Source organism: Streptomyces rubrogriseus (assembly GCF_027947575.1).
Classification (GTDB): Bacteria; Actinomycetota; Actinomycetes; order Streptomycetales; family Streptomycetaceae; genus Streptomyces; species Streptomyces rubrogriseus.
In genome coordinates this window covers 6,258,677-6,274,282 of the sequence record NZ_CP116256.1, presented here as the reverse complement: position 1 = coordinate 6,274,282, position 15,606 = coordinate 6,258,677, and the positions used below count along the sequence as shown (strand labels likewise).

The 15,606-nt window shown below is 73.8% G+C and carries 12 protein-coding genes; 8 read left to right on the top strand and 4 right to left on the bottom strand.

Going from position 1 to position 15,606, the window contains the following annotated elements:
- Nucleotides 1-31: 31 nt before the first annotated feature.
- Both Sru02f_RS28255 and Sru02f_RS28250 read right to left on the bottom strand, forming a co-directional pair.
- Nucleotides 32-493 (bottom strand): potassium channel family protein, encoded by a 462-nt coding sequence (locus Sru02f_RS28255; RefSeq protein WP_167469346.1) that lies wholly within the window; start codon nucleotides 491-493, stop codon nucleotides 32-34.
- A gap of 98 nt (nucleotides 494-591) precedes the next feature.
- Nucleotides 592-1,938 carry a chloride channel protein gene (locus Sru02f_RS28250; protein WP_109029812.1) on the bottom strand — a complete coding sequence of 449 codons (1,347 nt, stop codon included), beginning with the start codon at nucleotides 1,936-1,938 and terminating at the stop codon, nucleotides 592-594.
- A gap of 278 nt (nucleotides 1,939-2,216) precedes the next feature.
- Between Sru02f_RS28250 and Sru02f_RS28245 the strand changes: the two genes are divergently transcribed.
- Nucleotides 2,217-2,684: a DUF7144 family membrane protein gene (locus Sru02f_RS28245; RefSeq protein WP_109029811.1), complete on the top strand. Its 468-nt coding sequence runs from the start codon at nucleotides 2,217-2,219 to the stop codon at nucleotides 2,682-2,684.
- Between the two features lie 106 nt (nucleotides 2,685-2,790).
- Here Sru02f_RS28245 and Sru02f_RS28240 read toward each other — a convergent pair whose 3' ends face one another.
- Nucleotides 2,791-5,922, bottom strand: coding sequence for an FAD-binding and (Fe-S)-binding domain-containing protein (locus Sru02f_RS28240; protein WP_109029810.1), 3,132 nt, complete (start codon nucleotides 5,920-5,922; stop codon nucleotides 2,791-2,793).
- A 220-nt stretch (nucleotides 5,923-6,142) separates the two neighbouring features.
- On the opposite strand from Sru02f_RS28240, the gene Sru02f_RS28235 reads away from it, so the two are divergent.
- The 7 genes from Sru02f_RS28235 to Sru02f_RS28205 all read left to right on the top strand — a co-directional run bounded on the left by Sru02f_RS28235 (nucleotide 6,143) and on the right by Sru02f_RS28205 (nucleotide 14,066).
- A complete protein-coding gene (locus tag Sru02f_RS28235; RefSeq protein ID WP_030864086.1) occupies nucleotides 6,143-6,535 on the top strand; it encodes a cell division protein SepF in 393 nt (130 codons plus the stop codon).
- 95 nt (nucleotides 6,536-6,630) lie between these two features.
- On the top strand, nucleotides 6,631-7,830 hold the full coding sequence (locus Sru02f_RS28230; RefSeq protein ID WP_109029809.1) for an AAA family ATPase: 1,200 nt from the start codon (nucleotides 6,631-6,633) through the stop codon (nucleotides 7,828-7,830).
- The gene (locus Sru02f_RS28225; RefSeq protein WP_059298140.1) at nucleotides 7,827-8,171 is read left to right on the top strand and encodes a nucleotide pyrophosphohydrolase; all 345 of its coding nucleotides are present in this window, start codon (nucleotides 7,827-7,829) and stop codon (nucleotides 8,169-8,171) included. Before Sru02f_RS28230 ends, Sru02f_RS28225 begins: the two co-directional genes overlap by 4 nt.
- A gap of 183 nt (nucleotides 8,172-8,354) precedes the next feature.
- Nucleotides 8,355-8,825, top strand: a complete 471-nt coding sequence (locus Sru02f_RS28220; protein WP_011030573.1) for a DUF6099 family protein — start codon at nucleotides 8,355-8,357, stop codon at nucleotides 8,823-8,825.
- Between the two features lie 70 nt (nucleotides 8,826-8,895).
- Nucleotides 8,896-9,819, top strand: coding sequence for an LLM class F420-dependent oxidoreductase (locus Sru02f_RS28215; RefSeq protein WP_109029808.1), 924 nt, complete (start codon nucleotides 8,896-8,898; stop codon nucleotides 9,817-9,819).
- A gap of 159 nt (nucleotides 9,820-9,978) precedes the next feature.
- On the top strand, nucleotides 9,979-11,463 hold the full coding sequence (locus tag Sru02f_RS28210) for a 3' terminal RNA ribose 2'-O-methyltransferase Hen1 (protein ID WP_164274011.1): 1,485 nt from the start codon (nucleotides 9,979-9,981) through the stop codon (nucleotides 11,461-11,463).
- On the top strand, nucleotides 11,460-14,066 hold the full coding sequence (locus tag Sru02f_RS28205) for a polynucleotide kinase-phosphatase (protein ID WP_174855004.1): 2,607 nt from the start codon (nucleotides 11,460-11,462) through the stop codon (nucleotides 14,064-14,066). The genes Sru02f_RS28210 and Sru02f_RS28205 overlap by 4 nt, the downstream gene beginning before the upstream one ends.
- Before the next feature lie 52 nt (nucleotides 14,067-14,118).
- Here the strand turns inward: Sru02f_RS28205 and Sru02f_RS28200 are convergent, their stop codons facing one another.
- On the bottom strand, nucleotides 14,119-15,414 hold the full coding sequence (locus Sru02f_RS28200) for a cation:proton antiporter (protein ID WP_109030002.1): 1,296 nt from the start codon (nucleotides 15,412-15,414) through the stop codon (nucleotides 14,119-14,121).
- Between the last annotated feature and the right edge of the window lie 192 nt (nucleotides 15,415-15,606).

The following is a 15,606-nucleotide window of genomic DNA, read 5'->3' as shown; positions in this document are numbered from 1 at the left end:
AGGTGACGCGGCGGCACCTTCAAGGCCCGCCTCAGCGCGAGCGGCCCCGCTGTGGCCCCCGGACCACCCTGTCCCGCATACGGGTGGTGAGCGCGGTGGCGGCGGCCGTGAGGAAGACGAAGCTGTAGGTGATCTGCAGGACGGTCACCAGCCGCGCGGCCTGGCCCCGCGGGGTGATGTCCCCGTACCCGACGGTGGCGAGCGTCACCACGGTGAAGTACAGCGCGTCGAGCCGGGTGTGCAGTCCGCTGAACTGGCCCGGCTCCTTGGCGAGGGCGTAGTACGTGGCCGAGAAGACGTGCACGGACAGCACGATCAGCAGCGAGATGACCACCCCCGGCCGGCTGTCCGGACGGTCGAGGAAGACGTGCCGGATCTGCCGGAGCAGCAGGACCGCCACCACGGTCAGCAGCAGGGCGAACAGCACCCAGCTCAGCACCGGCCGTTGCGGGCCCAGGTGGTCGAGCGGGAGCAGGAAGTACGCCACCACCACCGCGGCCGCGATGCCGGCGCGTACGAGCCAGGGCCGGGCGGCTCGCCAGCCGGTGCGAGGGTGTGCGGTCCGGCGGATCCTCCGGCCGGCGCGGTCCTTCACCGCCCCCCTCCCGTCGCCGGGGCCCCGGCCGCCTCCCGGTCGGTCCGGCGCACCAGCTGGGCCACGACGAACGCGACGACCGAGGCCATGACGATCAGCGGCATCTGGTCGTGGGAGTCCCGGCCCATCAGCAGCACCGCCAGGACCGAGCTGGCCAGCGGCAGCCCCGTCACCGCGGCCGCCGCGGCGGCGATGCCGAGGGCGAGGGCCGGGGTGGCGCCGAAGCCCGGCAGCCCGGAGCAGGCCAGGGCCGTCGCCGCGCCCAGCAGGACGGCCGGGAAGATCGGGCCGCCGCGCAGTGCGCCCAGCGCGATGCCCCAGGCCAGCCCCTTGCAGGCGACCAGCGCCACGAGTGCCCCCACGGACCAGGCGTGCGGGTGCGCGGCGAGCTGGGCGAGGGTGGCCTGGCCGGACAGCGCCGCCTCGGCCGGGGAACGGCCGGTGATCAGCGCGTACGCCGCGACACAGACGCCGACCGCGGTGGCGCAGGCGACGGTGCGGGCGGCCGTTTGCCGCCGGGTCCAGGAGACGGTGCGGCGGCCCAGCGCCCGGGCCAGCGTCACCAGTACGGCGATCAGGGCCGCGGTGGGCAGGCCCCACAGGAAGTCACCCGCGTCCGGGTTGGCCTGCGGCGGCAGGTCGGGCAGACTCAGCGCGCCGATCTCCAGCCCCGTCCACTGCCCGAAGCCGGTGAAGACCAGGGCGCCGGCCGCGCTGGCCAGCAGACAGGGCAGCAGCAGGGCGACCAGCTGGGTGCCGGCCAGCCCCGCCCCCTCGATGAGCAGCACCGCCGCCGCGATCGGGCCGCCGAGGATGGTGGAGATCGCGGCGGTGGAGCCGGCCGTGGCGAGGATCGCGCTCGCCCGCTGGTCGCCGCCCGCGCCCGCCCGCCGCACCGCCAGCAGGGCGAGCCCGCTGCCGACGGCCATGAGCGGGGCCTCGGGCCCCAGCACCACGCCGAGCGGCAGCGTGGCCAGCGCCGCCAGCACCGCGCCGGGCAGCGCCCGGGGGCCCACGGGCGCGCCGCCCAGGCCGTTCACCGGCAGATGTCCGCCGCCGCCCGGCATCCGGGTCACGATCGGCGCCAGGATCAGCCCGGCGAGCACCAGCGCGGGCAGCGGCCACCACCACGGCGGGGTGTCGTATCCGGCCGCCTCGGGCAGCGACGTCCACACCCAGTGCTGCAACTCGTGCTGGAGCCCGACGAAGAAGAAGCAGGCCAGCGCGATGGGCACGCCCAGCAGCACACACAGCAGCAACAGCCGCCGGTAGCCGGGGCTGAGCAGGGTCTGCCGCAGCGACCGCTCCGCCCGGTCCGGGACGGCGTTCGCCGGCGCGGTCACGGAACCCGTCCGCGCGGACCCCGCCGGGGCAGCGGCCGACTCGTCACACGCCCTCCTTCGTCCCGCCCGGGTCCGTCGGTCACCGGGGCCGCGGGTGCCGCTCAGTTAACGCGAGGCCGGGGGCGTCCGCATGCGCACGCCCGGCGAGTGATTCACCCGTCCGGCGGACCCGCCTGGCCGGGGAGCGCGGCCGCCCGCAGGCTCTGAATGACCTGTCGGTGCCGTCGGGCGCCGGTGGGCAGCTGCCCCGTACGGGGGACACAGAAAGGACTCCGCTCATGAGCCAGCACGCCGAACCCTCTCCCGGCCGGCCGTCCCACGGCGGCGACGCCTCCTGGGCCCAGCGCTCGGGCGACCGCACCAGCGGCTGGGTGACCGGCGGTGTCGTCTTCGCGGGCGTACTGCTGTTGCTGAACGGCGCGCTCGCCGTCCTCCAGGGCATCGCGGCCATCGCCGAGGACGACGTGTACGCCCGTATCGGCACCTACGTCTACGAGATGAGCCTGACCGGCTGGGGGATCGTCCACGTCATCCTGGGCGCCCTCGTGTTCGTCACCGGGTTCGGCGTGCTCAAGAACATGGCGTGGGCGCGGGTGGCGGGTATCGTCCTCGCCTCGCTGAGCCTGATCGCCCAGTTCCTGTTCCTGCCGTACGCGCCCGTCTGGTCCGTGATCATGATGGCGATCGACGTGTTCGTGATCTGGGCCCTGGCGAGCCGTCAGGACGCGGCCTCGTCCCGGGCCTGAGACGCCACACCCGGACACGGACTCCACACCCGGGCCGGACTCCACACCCGGATACGACGGACGGTCACCCCGCACCCTCGGTGGTGACCGTCCGTCGTGTCCGGGCTCAGTGGCGGCGCAGGCTCCGGGCCAGCGCCGTCGCCGCCGCCGCGGTGCCCACGGCGGCCGCCGCCGTGGCCGCGAGGGCCAGGGCCCGGGCCCGCGGACCGGGAGCGGACGGACGGGCGCCCGGGGCGGTGCCGTACGCGCTGCCCGGGGCCCCCGGGCCGGACGGCAGGGCCGAGGCCAGCAGCTCCGCCAGGTGCACGCCCTCGTGGCCGCCGCTGTCGAACTCGTGGATCTGGGTGCGGCAGCTGAACCCGTCGGCGAGGACGACGGTCGACTCGTCCTCCTCCCGCAGCCGCGGCAGCAGCACCCGCTCCGCGCACGCCTCGCTGACGTCCAGGTGACCGCGCTCGAAGCCGAAGTTGCCGGCCAGCCCGCAGCAGCCGGAGTCCAGTCGTTCCGCGTCCACCCCGGCCCGGCGCAGCAGCTCCCGGTCGGCCTCCCAGCCCAGTACCGCGTGCTGGTGGCAGTGCACCTGGGCGACCGCGCGCGCGGACCGGTCCGGGACCCGCGGCGGCTCGTAGCCGGGGGAGTGCTCGGTGAGCAGCTCCGACAGGGTCACCGTCTGCCCGGCCAGCCGCAGCACGTCCTGGTCGCCGGGGAACAGCTCCGTCGCGTCCGCCCGGAACACGGCCGTGCAGCTCGGCTCCAGCGCCACCACCAGGCCGCCCGACCGGACATGCTCGGCCAGGGCGCGCACGGTACGGGCGAGGACCCGCTCCGCCGTGCCGAGCTGCCCGGTGGAGACCCAGGTCAGCCCGCAGCACAGCGGCTCGTGCGGCAGCTCCACCCGCCAGCCCGCCTGTTCGAGGACCCGTACCGCCGCCCGGCCGATGTGCGGGTGGAAGTGGTTGGTGAAGGTGTCCGGCCACAGCAGTACGGACCCGCGGTGCCCGTCGCCCTCCGGCTCGTGCTCCGCGAACCACCGCTCGAAGGTCTCGTCGGCGAACAGCGGCACCTCCCGGTCCGCCACCCCCGCCACCAGCACCGCCGCCTTCGACAGCAGCGGCGCGTGGGTGAGCGCGTTGACGACCGGTGCGAGCCGGGTGCGGCCCACCACCTGCGCGAGCGCCGGCAGCCAGCCCATCGACCAGTCCGAGCGCGGCCGGCGCCACGGCCGGCCCTCGTAGTGGTGGGACAGGAACTCCGCCTTGTACGTGGCCATGTCCACGTCCGCAGGACAGTCCTTCTTGCAGCCCTTGCAGGCCAGGCAGAGATCGAGGGCGTCCTTGACCTCCTCCGAACGCCAGCCGTCCCGGATCGCGCCGTCCCCGTGCCCGTCGAGCATCTCGAACAGCAGCCGGGCCCGGCCCCGCGTCGAGTGCTCCTCCTCCCGGGTCACCTGGTACGACGGGCACATCACCGTGCCGTCGCTGGTGTGCTGCCGGCACTTGCCGACGCCTACGCAGCGGTTGGCCGCCTGGGAGAACGAACCCCCGTCGTGCGGGAAGCGGAAGCGCAGGTCGCGGGGCTCGAACGGGGCCCAGTCACCGCCGAGCCGCAGATTGTCGTCCAGCCGGTACGGCGCGACGACCTTCCCCGGGTTCATCCGGTCCAGCGGGTCGAACACGGCCTTCAGCCGCCCGAACGCCTCCACGAGCCGATCCCCGAACATCCGCCCCAGCAGCTCGCCCCGGCTCTGCCCGTCCCCGTGCTCGCCGGACAGCGAGCCGCCGAACTCGACGACGAGATCGGCGGCCCGCTCCATGAACCTCCGGTACGTCGCCACCCCGTCCGCGGTGTACAGGTCGAACGGGATCCGGGTGTGCACGCAGCCCTGCCCGAAGTGGCCGTACAGGCTCGGACCCGTGTCGCTCAGGTACCCGAACTCCTCGAACAGGCCGCGCAGGCGTCGCAGGTAGTCGCCCAGCTTCTCGGGGGAGACCGCCGAGTCCTCCCAGCCCTCGAAGGTGTCGGGCTTGCCCGGGATGTGCGCGGTGGCGCCGAGCCCGGCCTCGCGGACCTGCCACAGGTCCTCCTCGTGCGACGGGTCGTCCAGGAACGCGCAGTCGGCGTCGTGTTCGGAGCGGTGCACGGCCTGAAGCATCCGGTGCGCCCGCGCGTCGGCCTCCTCGACGGTGTCCCCGCCGAACTGCACCATCAGGTAGGCGTTGCCCTCGGGCATCTCGGCCAGCGCCTCGGGGTTCAGGTGCTTGATCCGCTCGTCGCGCACCAGCCGGGCGTCGACGCCCTCCAGGGCGATCGGCTCGTGCGGCAGGATGTCGGGCACCGCGTCGGCGGCCTTGTCGATGCTGTCGAACCCGAGCACGAGCAGGGAGCGTTCCTTCACCACCGGAACCAGCTTCAGTTCCGCCCGCACCACCGTGACCAGCGTCGACTCGCTGCCCACCAGCAGCCCTGCCACGTCGAAGCCGAACTCCGGCAGCAGGGAGTCCAGGTTGTAGCCGGAGACCCGGCGCGGGACGTCCGGGAACCGGCGGCGGACCTCGTCCCCGTAGGTGTCGCGCAGCGCCCGCAGCCGCCGGTAGACGGTCGCCCGCAGGTCGCCCTGCCGCTCGATCTCGGCGTACTCCTCGTCGTCCGTCCGGCCGCACCAGAACCGGGTGCCGTCGTACAGCAGCACCTCCAGGCGGGCGATGTTGTCCACGACCTTGCCGTGCGCCTGCGCGGTGGCGCCGCAGGAGTTGTTGCCGATCATGCCGCCGATGGTGCAGTTGGCGTGGGTGGCGGGCTCGGGTCCGTAGCGCAGGCCGTGCGGCGCGAGCTGCCGGTTGAGGTCGTCGAGCACGATCCCGGGCTGGACGACGCAGGTGCGGGCGCCGGGGTCCACCGACTCCACCCGGGTGCAGTACTTCGACCAGTCGAGGACCACGCCCGCGTTGGTGCATTGCCCGGCCAGGCTGGTCCCGCCACCGCGCGAGAGCACCGGCGCGCCGAACTCCCGGGCCACGGTCACCGCCTCCACGCCGGCCTCCGGGGTACGCGGGACGACCACGCCGAGCGGGGTCTGCCGGAAGTTCGACGCGTCGGTGGAGTAGGCGGCCCGGCTCCCGGCGTCGAAGCGGACCTCACCGTCCACCCGCTCGCGCAGGGCGTCCCGGAGGGCGGCGGTGTCGACCTTCGGCGGTGCCCCCTCGCGTGTGACGGGTCCGGGCAGGTCCAGCGCACCCATGGGCACTCCTTCGTGTGACGGCGTACGTCCGTCTGCGCGGCGGTGGCTCCCCTCGCGGGTCCCGCTCGGGCGCGACGGCTGTCGCTGAGTACCCGGCCCGGCGCCGGACAATCACCGGACACGGAGCGTCGCCAACCGTGTCGCTGTTGGGCCGAACGGGTGACTTGGCGTAAGAATTGGCTGGTGCAGGCAATGAAGGCGAGTGAAATCGGGGGAGCCGGTGAACAGCCACGACGTCACCGATGAACAGTGGGAAGGGCTCGCCCAGGTAGTTCCGCTGCGTGGGCGCGACGCCTGGCCGTCCGCGGTCGGTCACCGGGCGATGCCCGAGGCGGAGACGGAGCGGCGCCGCCGTTTCGTCGTCCTGAGGATCAACGTGTTCGCGGACGCCCGCGAGGTCGCCGAGACCCTGATGGCGGGGATCCCGGTGCTCCTGGACCTGACCAGCGCCGAGGGCGAGGTGGCCAAGCGGGTCCTGGACTTCAGTACGGGCGTCGTCTTCGGCCTGGCCAGCGGGATGCACCGGGTGGACCGCAACGTCTTCCTGCTGACCCCGGCGGGCACCGAGGTGAACGGGCTGATGGAGAGTGCGGCGGGGGTGCCGGGAGTGTGACGGTCCGCTCCGGCCCTGACCGTCCGGTCCCCCGATCGTAGGAATGCCGTCCGGGCAAAACGGTTCGCCGTCCGGCGGAGTCCTACGGTCCGCATATGGCAGCGTCACCTGCGTCCTCCGCGTTACCGGCGTCCGTCGCGCCGGTCCCCGACCGCCCCCGCGTCACCCAGCTGCGGCTGTCCGCCTTCGCCGGGCACCGGCGCGCAGTGCTGCGGCTCGGGCCGCTCACCGTGCTCGCCGGGCCCAGCGGCAGCGGCAAGACCAGCGCCCTCAGGGCGTACGACGCGCTGGCCCGGCTCGGCGGCGGCGCGGAACTCGGCGCCGTGTTCCCGGACCCGGGCGCCTGCGTGCCCGAGCGGGCCCGGCCCGACGCGCAGCACCGCCGGGGCTTCCGCATCGGCTGCACGGCCGACGGCGCGGAGGGGCCGGTGCACCTGGACGTCGCCGTGCAGGCCGAGCCCGAACTGCGCATCGTGGGGGAGCGGCTGACCGCGGACGGCGTCGTGCTGCTGGAGACGGCCCTGCGCGACCCCGGCCGCCGTGCCGTGCAGGCGGCCTGGCACACGGCCGGGTCGGCGCCCGTGACCCGTGCCCCGCTGCCCGACGACCGGCTCGGCACCCCGCTGCTGCCGCTGCGGGTGGCCGGCAAGACGGACGGGCAGCGCAGGGTGCTCGCGGCGGCCGAGCAGATGGTGGTCGCGCTGCGCTCCGTCTTCGCCTGCGATCCGCGGCCGGGCTGGATGCGGGAGCCGGTACCCACCGGCTCGGGGCGTCTGCTCGGCAGCTGCGACAACCTCGCCGACGTGCTGTGGCGCACCCGCGCCGAGTGCGGCCGGCGGCACGCGCAGTTCGTCGCGGCGGTACGTGCCGGATGCGCGGGCCCCGTCGAGGACGTCCTGGCCGAACCGGCCCTCGGCGGTGTGGTCCGCGCGCTCCTCGACCGGGGCGACGGCGTCCGCACCGGCCTCGGCCGCCTCGGCTACGGCGAGCTGCGCTACGTCGCTCTCGCCCTGGTGCTGTTCACCGGACCCGGCGTACTGGAGGTCGACCCGGCCGGCGAGGTGCCCGCCGCGCTGCAGACGCTCACCGTCCTCGCCGACGGCTTCGACCGCGGCCTCGACGTGCGCCAGCGCGCCGAACTGCTCCGGCTGGCCGCGCGGATGTGCGACCGTGGACACATCCGCCTCGTCGGAGCGGTCGCCGACGCGTCGTGGGCGGTCGAAGCGGTGGGGGAGACGGGGCAGGCGGGGGCGGCCGGGGCGGGCGGCGTCACGGTGGTACACCTGAATCCGTGACCGATCACCCCCGTGACCTCGCCGCACTGCGGCGCAGGCTGGCCGAGTTCGCCGCCGCGCGCGACTGGCAGCCCTACCACACCCCCAAGAACCTGGCCGCCGCGCTGAGCGTGGAGGCCTCCGAACTCCTGGAGATCTTCCAGTGGCTGACGCCCGAGCAGTCGGCCCGCGTCATGACCGACCCGGACACCGCCCACCGGGTCCGGGACGAGGTCGCCGACGTCCTGGCGTACCTCCTCCAGTTCTGCGAGGTACTCGGAGTCGACCCGCTGGCCGCGCTGGAGGCGAAGATCGAGCGCAACGAGTCCCGGTTCCCGGTGGCGGGCGCACCGGAAGACTGAAGCCGGGGGAGCCGACCACTCCGTTATCACTCTCCGCAGTCAAGTTCCGGCCAGAAATCACGATGGTGTCCGAAGATTTCCGCCTTCCTCTGGCTTTTCGCCCCACACACCTTCACTCTGGGTAGTGGACAACGGAGTTCGGGCGGACGCGCCGCGAGCGCGTCGGACAGACGGGGGCAGCGCATGGACGCTGTGCGGCTCATCGTGACGAGTGGGCGTGCCCTGGCCGCCGGCGGCGAGGTGCCGGAGGTTTTGACGGAGGTGTGGCAGGTGCAGGCACTGGCCCAGGCGATCGGCAGCCGGCTGGCGGTCCACGGACCGCCCGAACTGCGCGGCGAGGCCATCGGGTTGACCGAGCTGGCGGGCCGCGGCTGCGGAGTGCTGCACACCCCGGAGCTGGCCCCGGGCGAGCTGCGCGCCGCCCAGCTCACCGAACTGGGCGACGCCCGGCAGGCCCTGATGCGCCTGGGCACCCTGCTCGGCGAGACCGGCATCGCCCTCGTGGGCGTCGCCTGCGCCGCCGACGACGAGGCGACGTACTGGCAGTGCATGGAGGCCATCGACGCGGCGGACGAGTCGCGCGACCGGGTCCTCGAGATGCTGCGCAAACTGGCGGACCGCGACGCGCACTTACCCGAGCGGGAGGCCGGGTGAGACCTCCGCCCCGCGCGCCGCGGCGGGAGCCTGTGCCGTACCCCCGCGCCGAGCAGGCAGGATGGAAGACATGGATCTCCGTATCTTCACCGAGCCCCAGCAGGGGGCCACCTACGACACCTTGCTCACCGTGGCCAAGGCCACCGAGGACCTCGGCTTCGACGCCTTCTTCCGCAGCGACCACTACCTCCGCATGGGCGCCGTGGACGGACTCCCCGGCCCCACCGACGCCTGGATCACCCTCGCCGGACTCGCCCGGGAGACGAAGCGCATCCGCCTCGGCACCCTCATGACCGCCGGCACCTTCCGCCTGCCCGGCGTCCTCGCCATCCAGGTCGCGCAGGTCGACCAGATGTCGGGCGGCCGCGTCGAGCTGGGCCTGGGCGCCGGCTGGTTCGAGGAGGAGCACAAGGCCTACGGCATCCCGTTCCCGAAGGAGAAGATCGGCCGCCTGGAGGAGCAGCTGGCCATCGTCACCGGTCTGTGGGCCACCGAGACCGGCAAGACCTTCGACTTCCACGGGAAGTTCTACGACCTCACCGACTCGCCCGCGCTGCCCAAGCCCGCGCAGGCCAAGGTGCCCGTGCTCATCGGCGGGCACGGCGCCACCCGCACCCCGCGGCTGGCCGGTCAGTACGCCGACGAGTTCAACATGCCGTTCGCCTCGATCGAGGACACCGGGCGCCAGTTCGGCCGGGTGCGGGCCGCCGCCGAGGCGGCCGGCCGCGGCGCGGACGCGCTCACCTACTCCAACGCCCTCGTCGCCTGCGTCGGCAAGGACGACGCCGAGGTCGCCCGGCGCGCCGCCGTCATCGGCCGCGAGGTGGAGGAGCTGAAGGCCAACGGCCTCGCGGGCTCCCCGGCCGAGGTCGTCGAGAAGATCGGCCGCTACGCCGAGGCCGGCGCCCAGCGGATCTACCTCCAGATCCTCGACCTCGACGACCTGGACCACCTGGAGCTGATCTCCTCCCAGGTCCAGTCGCAACTGACCTGAAGCCGGCCGCCCGTCGAACGGTCGAATAACCGAAGGCGCCGGTCACCCGCCCTGTGCGATCGTGTGACCGTCGTCCTGCCGGAGCCCTCGGGGTACCGCCCCGGGGGCTCTCGCGCGTACGGCGTCCCGTCCCGTCCACCAGCCGGAGAGGCCCTCCGCATGTTCCTGACCCTCACCACCACAGGCACCCCCGAGCACCCCGCGACCGACCTCGGTTTCCTGCTGCACAAGCATCCCGAGAAGGCGCAGGCGTTCTCCACCTCCTTCGGCACGGCCCACGTGCTCTACCCCGAGGCGGAGGACCAGCGCTGCACGGCCGCGCTGCTGCTGGAGGTCGATGCGGTGGCGCTGGTCAGGCGCGGCAAGGGCAAGGGCCGCGGCGGCGCCCCCGACGCGGCCCTCGCCCAGTACGTCAACGACCGCCCGTACGCGGCCTCGTCCCTCCTCGCTGTCGCGCTGAGCAACGTCTTCTCCAGCGCGATGCGCGGCGTGTGCAAGGCCCGCCCGGAGCGTGCCGCCGAACCGCTGCCGCTGCGCGTCGAGATCCCGGCGCTGCCCGCCCGCGGTGGCCCCGACCTGGTGCGGCGCCTGTTCGAGCCGCTGGGCTGGGCGGTCGCCGTCGAGGCGGTGCCGCTGGACACCGAGTTCCCCGAGTGGGGCGACTCGCGCTACGTCCGGCTCGTGCTGGAGTCCGAGGCCCTCACCCTCTCGAACGCCCTGCGCCACCTGTACGTCCTCCTCCCGGTGCTCGACGACGCCAAGCACTACTGGGTCTCCCCGGACGAGGTCGACAAGCTGATGCGGGCCGGTGCGGGCTGGCTGCCCGGCCACCCCGAGCACAAGCTCATCACCAGCCGCTACCTGTCCCGCCGCTGGTCCCTGACCCGCGAGGCGATGGACCGGCTGGAGCTGATCCGGCTGGCCGAGACCGACGACAGCGAGGTCGAGGAGATCGACAACGCGGTCGAGGCGGAGGCCGAGCAGGAGCCGAAGCCGACCCCGCTCGCCGTGCACCGCCGCGAGGCGATCCTCACCGCGCTGCGCGACCACGCCGCCGCCCGCGTCCTCGACCTGGGCTGCGGCGAGGGGCACCTGGTGCGCGAGCTGCTCAGCGAGCCGCGGTTCACCGAGATCGTCGGCGTGGACGTGTCGGTGCGCGCCCTCACCATCGCCTCCCGGCGGCTCAAGCTGGACCGCATGGGCGAACGGCAGGCCGCCCGCGTCCGGCTCTTCCAGGGTTCCCTCGCCTACACCGACAAGCGCCTCAAGGGGTACGACGCCGCCGTGCTCAGCGAGGTGATCGAGCACCTCGACCTGCCGAGGCTGCCCGCCCTGGAGTACGCCGTCTTCGGCTCGGCCCGTCCGCGTACCGTCGTCGTCACCACCCCCAACGTCGAGTACAACGTGCGCTGGGAGACCCTGCCCGCCGGTCACGCCCGCCACCGCGACCACCGCTTCGAGTGGACCCGCGGGGAGTTCCGCGCCTGGGCCCGAGCGGTCGCCGAACGCCACGGCTACGACGTCGAGTTCCGCCCCGTGGGACCCGACGACCCGGAGGTGGGCCCGCCCACCCAGCTGGCCCTGTTCACCCTGACCGCTACCGCTACCGCTACCGCCACCGAGAAGGAGGCGAAGGCCGCATGAGCACCGCAGACACCACCGGCACCACCGGAGCCACCTCCGTGCGGGCCCGCGCCCTGCCCGTCACCGACCTCTCCCTCGTCGTGCTGATCGGCGCCTCCGGATCCGGCAAGTCCACCTTCGCCCGGCGCCACTTCAAGCCGACCGAGGTCATCTCCTCCGACTTCTGCCGGGGCCTGGTCGCCGACGACGAGAACGACCAGAGCGCCAGCCGCGACGCCTTCGACGTCCTGCACTACATCGCGGGCAAGCGGCTCGCCGCCGGCCGCCGCACCGTCGTCGACGCCACCAACGTGCAGCAGGACGCCCGGCGTCAGCTGATCGAGCTGGCCAGGAAGCACGACGTGCTGCCCATCGCCATCGTCCTCGACGTGCCCGAGCAGGTCTGCGCCGAGCGCAACGCCACCCGCACCGACCGCGCCGACATGCCCCGCCGGGTCATCCAGCGCCACACCCGCGAACTCCGCCGCTCCCTGCGCCACCTGGAGCGCGAGGGCTTCCGCAAGGTGCACGTGCTGCGCGGCGTCGCGGAGGCCGAGCACGCCACCGTCGTCACCGAGAAGCGGTTCAACGACCTCACCCACCTCACCGGCCCCTTCGACATCGTCGGCGACATCCACGGCTGCGCCGCCGAGCTGGAGACCCTGCTCGGCAAGCTCGGCTACACCGACGGCGTCCACCCCGACGGCCGCACCGCCGTCTTCGTCGGCGACCTCGTCGACCGCGGCCCGGACAGCCCCGGCGTGCTGCGCCGCGTGATGTCCATGGTCAAGTCGGGCAACGCGCTGTGCGTCCCCGGCAACCACGAGAACAAGTACGGCCGCTTCCTGAAGGGCCGCAAGGTCCAGCACACCCACGGACTCGCCGAGACGATCGAGCAGATGGAGGGGGAGAGCGAGGAGTTCCGCGCCGAGGTACGGGAGTTCATCGACGGCCTGGTCAGCCACTACGTCCTCGACGGCGGCCGGCTCGTGGTCTGCCACGCGGGTCTGCCCGAGAAGTACCACGGCCGCACCTCCGGCCGGGTCCGCAGCCACGCCCTGTACGGCGACACCACCGGCGAGACCGACGAGTTCGGCCTGCCCGTGCGCTACCCGTGGGCCGAGGACTACCGGGGCCGCGCGGCCGTCGTCTACGGCCACACCCCGGTCCCGGAGGCCACCTGGCTGAACAACACCATCTGCCTGGACACCGGCGCGGTCTTCGGTGGCAAGCTCACCGCGCTGCGCTGGCCGGAGCGGGAGATCGTCGACGTACCCGCCGAGCGGGTCTGGTACGAGCCGGCCAAGCCGCTGCGCACCGAGGCACCCGGCGGGCACGACGGCCGCCCGCTGGACCTGGCCGACGTCCAGGGCCGCCGGGTGGTGGAGACCCGGCACGCCGGGCGGATCACCGTACGCGAGGAGAACGGCGCGGCCGCGCTGGAGGTGATGAGCCGCTTCGCCACCGACCCCCGGCTGCTCCCGTACCTCCCGCCGACCATGGCACCGACGGCCACCTCCGGGGTGGACGGCTACCTGGAGCACCCCAAGGAGGCCTTCGCGCAGTACGCGGCGGACGGCGTCGAGCGGGTCGTGTGCGAGGAGAAGCACATGGGCTCCCGGGCGGTGGCCCTGGTCTGCCGCGACGCGGACGCGGCCCGCGCCCGCTTCGGGGTCGACGGTCCCACCGGGTCCCTCTACACCCGCACCGGCCGCCCCTTCCTCGACGACGCCTCGCTCACCGAGGAGATCCTGGACCGGCTGCGCACCGCGATCGGCGAGGCCGGCCTGTGGGAGGAACTGGCCACCGACTGGCTGCTCCTCGACACCGAGCTGATGCCCTGGTCGCTCAAGGCATCCGGCCTGCTGCGCTCCCAGTACGCCGCCGTGGGCGCCGCCTCCGGCGCGGTGTTCCCGGGCGCGCTGGCCGCGCTGGAGGGTGCCGCGGCGCGCGGCGTCGAGGTGAAGGACCTCCTCGACCGCCAGCGCGCCCGGTCCGCCGACGCGGCCGCCTTCACCGACGCCTACCGCCGTTACTGCTGGCCCACCGACGGCCTGGACGGCGTCCGCCTGGCCCCGTTCCAGATCCTGGCGGTGCAGGGCCGCAGCCTGGCCGCGCTGCCGCACGACGAGCAGCTGGCCCTCCTCGACCGGCTCGTCGAGCACGACGGCAGCGGCCTGCTCCAGACCACCCGGCGCCTGTACGTCGACACCGGCGACCCCGAGTCGGTGGCGGCGGGCGTCGACTGGTGGCTGGAGATGACCGGCCGCGGCGGCGAGGGCATGGTGGTCAAGCCGATCGGCGCCCTCGTGCGGTGGGGGTCCCCCCGCTCGAGCGAAGCCGAGAGTGGGGGAGACAAGGGCCGCCTGGTGCAGCCCGGCATCAAGTGCCGCGGCCGCGAGTACCTGCGGATCATCTACGGCCCCGAGTACACCCGCCCCGACAACCTCGCCCGGCTCAGGCACCGCTTCCTGAACCACAAGCGGTCGCTGGCGATCCGCGAGTACGCCCTCGGCCTGGAGGCCCTGGACCGGCTCGCGGACGGCGAGCCGCTGTGGCGAGTGCACGAGGCGGTGTTCGCAGTGCTGGCCCTGGAGTCGGAGCCGGTGGACCCGCGGCTGTGACCTCCGGGACCCGGTGACCGGGCCGCGGCGGTGGGACGTGCGCCGGCCGGAGTCACCCGGCGTACGGCTTCACCGCCGTGGACCGGGCCGACTCCGGACGGCGCTCGCGGGTGGCGAGCCGCGCGTTCAGCAGCAGGAGCGGCTGGGTCAGCAGCGTCGTGGCGAGGGCCATGAAGACCAGGACCGTGTAGAGCGGGGCGCTCAGCAGGCCCGCGTCCAGGCCCGCGTTGAGGGCGATCAGCTCGGTCAGCCCCCGGGTGTTGAGCAGGATGCCGACCGTCCACGCGTCGTGCCGGTCGAGGCCGCCCAGACCGGCCGCCGCCGCCCCGCTGCCGATCTTCGTCACCACCGCGAGCAGCGTCACCACCGCCAGGGCGGCCCAGCCCGTGCCCGTCATGCTGTTCAGCGCCACGGACTGGCCCGACAGCACGAAGAAGAACGGCAGCAGCAGCGAGGCCACGGACAGCAGCGGCCGCAGCAGATCGGGGTCGAGCGTGCCGCCCTCCTCGCGCGGGACGACCACCCCGGCGAGCAGCGCACCGAAGATCACATGCAGTCCCAGCGCGTGCGTGACCCACGCCGAGCCGAGCGCGAAGCCGATGAGCAGCGCCATCCGGAGCGAGGGCTCCAGGCGGGTCCGCCACAGCAGCAGGCGCAGCAGCGGACGGGCCGCGCAGGCCATCAGGGCGACGTAGCCGACCGTGAGCAGCACCCGCCACGGCCAGTCGAGCCCTCCTCCGGCGCCGCCCCCACCCCCCGACTCCAGCAGCGCGCCCGCCAGCACCGTCCAGCAGATCGCGTCCAGCACCCCGGCGGCGGAGACGGCCACCACTCCGGGCACCGTGCGGGACAGCCCGTTCTCGCGCACGATGGCCGTCAGCACCGGTACCGCCGTCGTCGCCAGGGCGACCCCAGCGAAGACCACCATGCCGGGCGAGAGGTCCCTGGGCATGCCCAGGTCGTGCAGGGCGTCCCCGAACAGCAGGGCGCAGCCGCTGCCCACGGCCATCGGCACGGCGAACGAGGCCAGCGCCACGTTCACCGAGCTGCGCGCCCGGACACCGAGCATCTTCAGGTCCAGCTCGTAGCCCACCGCGAACAGGAACACCACCAGCGAGAACTGCGCGAGCCCGGTCAGCGCCGGACCGATCGCCGCCGGGAACAGGGCCGCGTACGCGTCCGGGGCCGTGCTGCCGAGCAGCGAGGGACCGAGGGCGATCCCCGTCGCCAACTGGCCCACGATGTACGGCTGCCCCAGCCGCCGGGCCAGCCACCCACCGCTGTGGGCGGCCACCAGGATCAGCGCCGAGGCACCCACGAAGTGGGTGATCAGGGCATCGGGACTCAAGGCACCGGCACTCAGCGTGTCGGAACTCAACGTGTCGGAACTCAGCATGTCGGAACTCAGCGTGTCGGAACTCAACGGGCCTCCCCCTGACGTGCGGCCGGGCACTCCGGCCGTCGCCACGCTTTACGCGGCGGCGTCGCGGGGCCCCGCCGTCGCACAGGGGCACCCGGAGGGCGCACTGTGGTCACGGGC

Bases quoted from the DNA above. Each gene is read 5' to 3' on its own strand.
- Sru02f_RS28245 (WP_109029811.1), top strand. From the start codon at position 2,217: ATGAGCCAGCACGCCGAACCCTCTCCCGGCCGGCCGTCCCACGGCGGC.
- Sru02f_RS28240 (WP_109029810.1), bottom strand. From the start codon at position 5,922: ATGGGTGCGCTGGACCTGCCCGGACCCGTCACACGCGAGGGGGCACCG.
- Sru02f_RS28230 (WP_109029809.1), top strand. From the start codon at position 6,631: ATGGCAGCGTCACCTGCGTCCTCCGCGTTACCGGCGTCCGTCGCGCCG.
- Sru02f_RS28220 (WP_011030573.1), top strand. From the start codon at position 8,355: ATGGACGCTGTGCGGCTCATCGTGACGAGTGGGCGTGCCCTGGCCGCC.
- Sru02f_RS28215 (WP_109029808.1), top strand. From the start codon at position 8,896: ATGGATCTCCGTATCTTCACCGAGCCCCAGCAGGGGGCCACCTACGAC.
- Sru02f_RS28210 (WP_164274011.1), top strand. From the start codon at position 9,979: ATGTTCCTGACCCTCACCACCACAGGCACCCCCGAGCACCCCGCGACC.
- Sru02f_RS28205 (WP_174855004.1), top strand. From the start codon at position 11,460: ATGAGCACCGCAGACACCACCGGCACCACCGGAGCCACCTCCGTGCGG.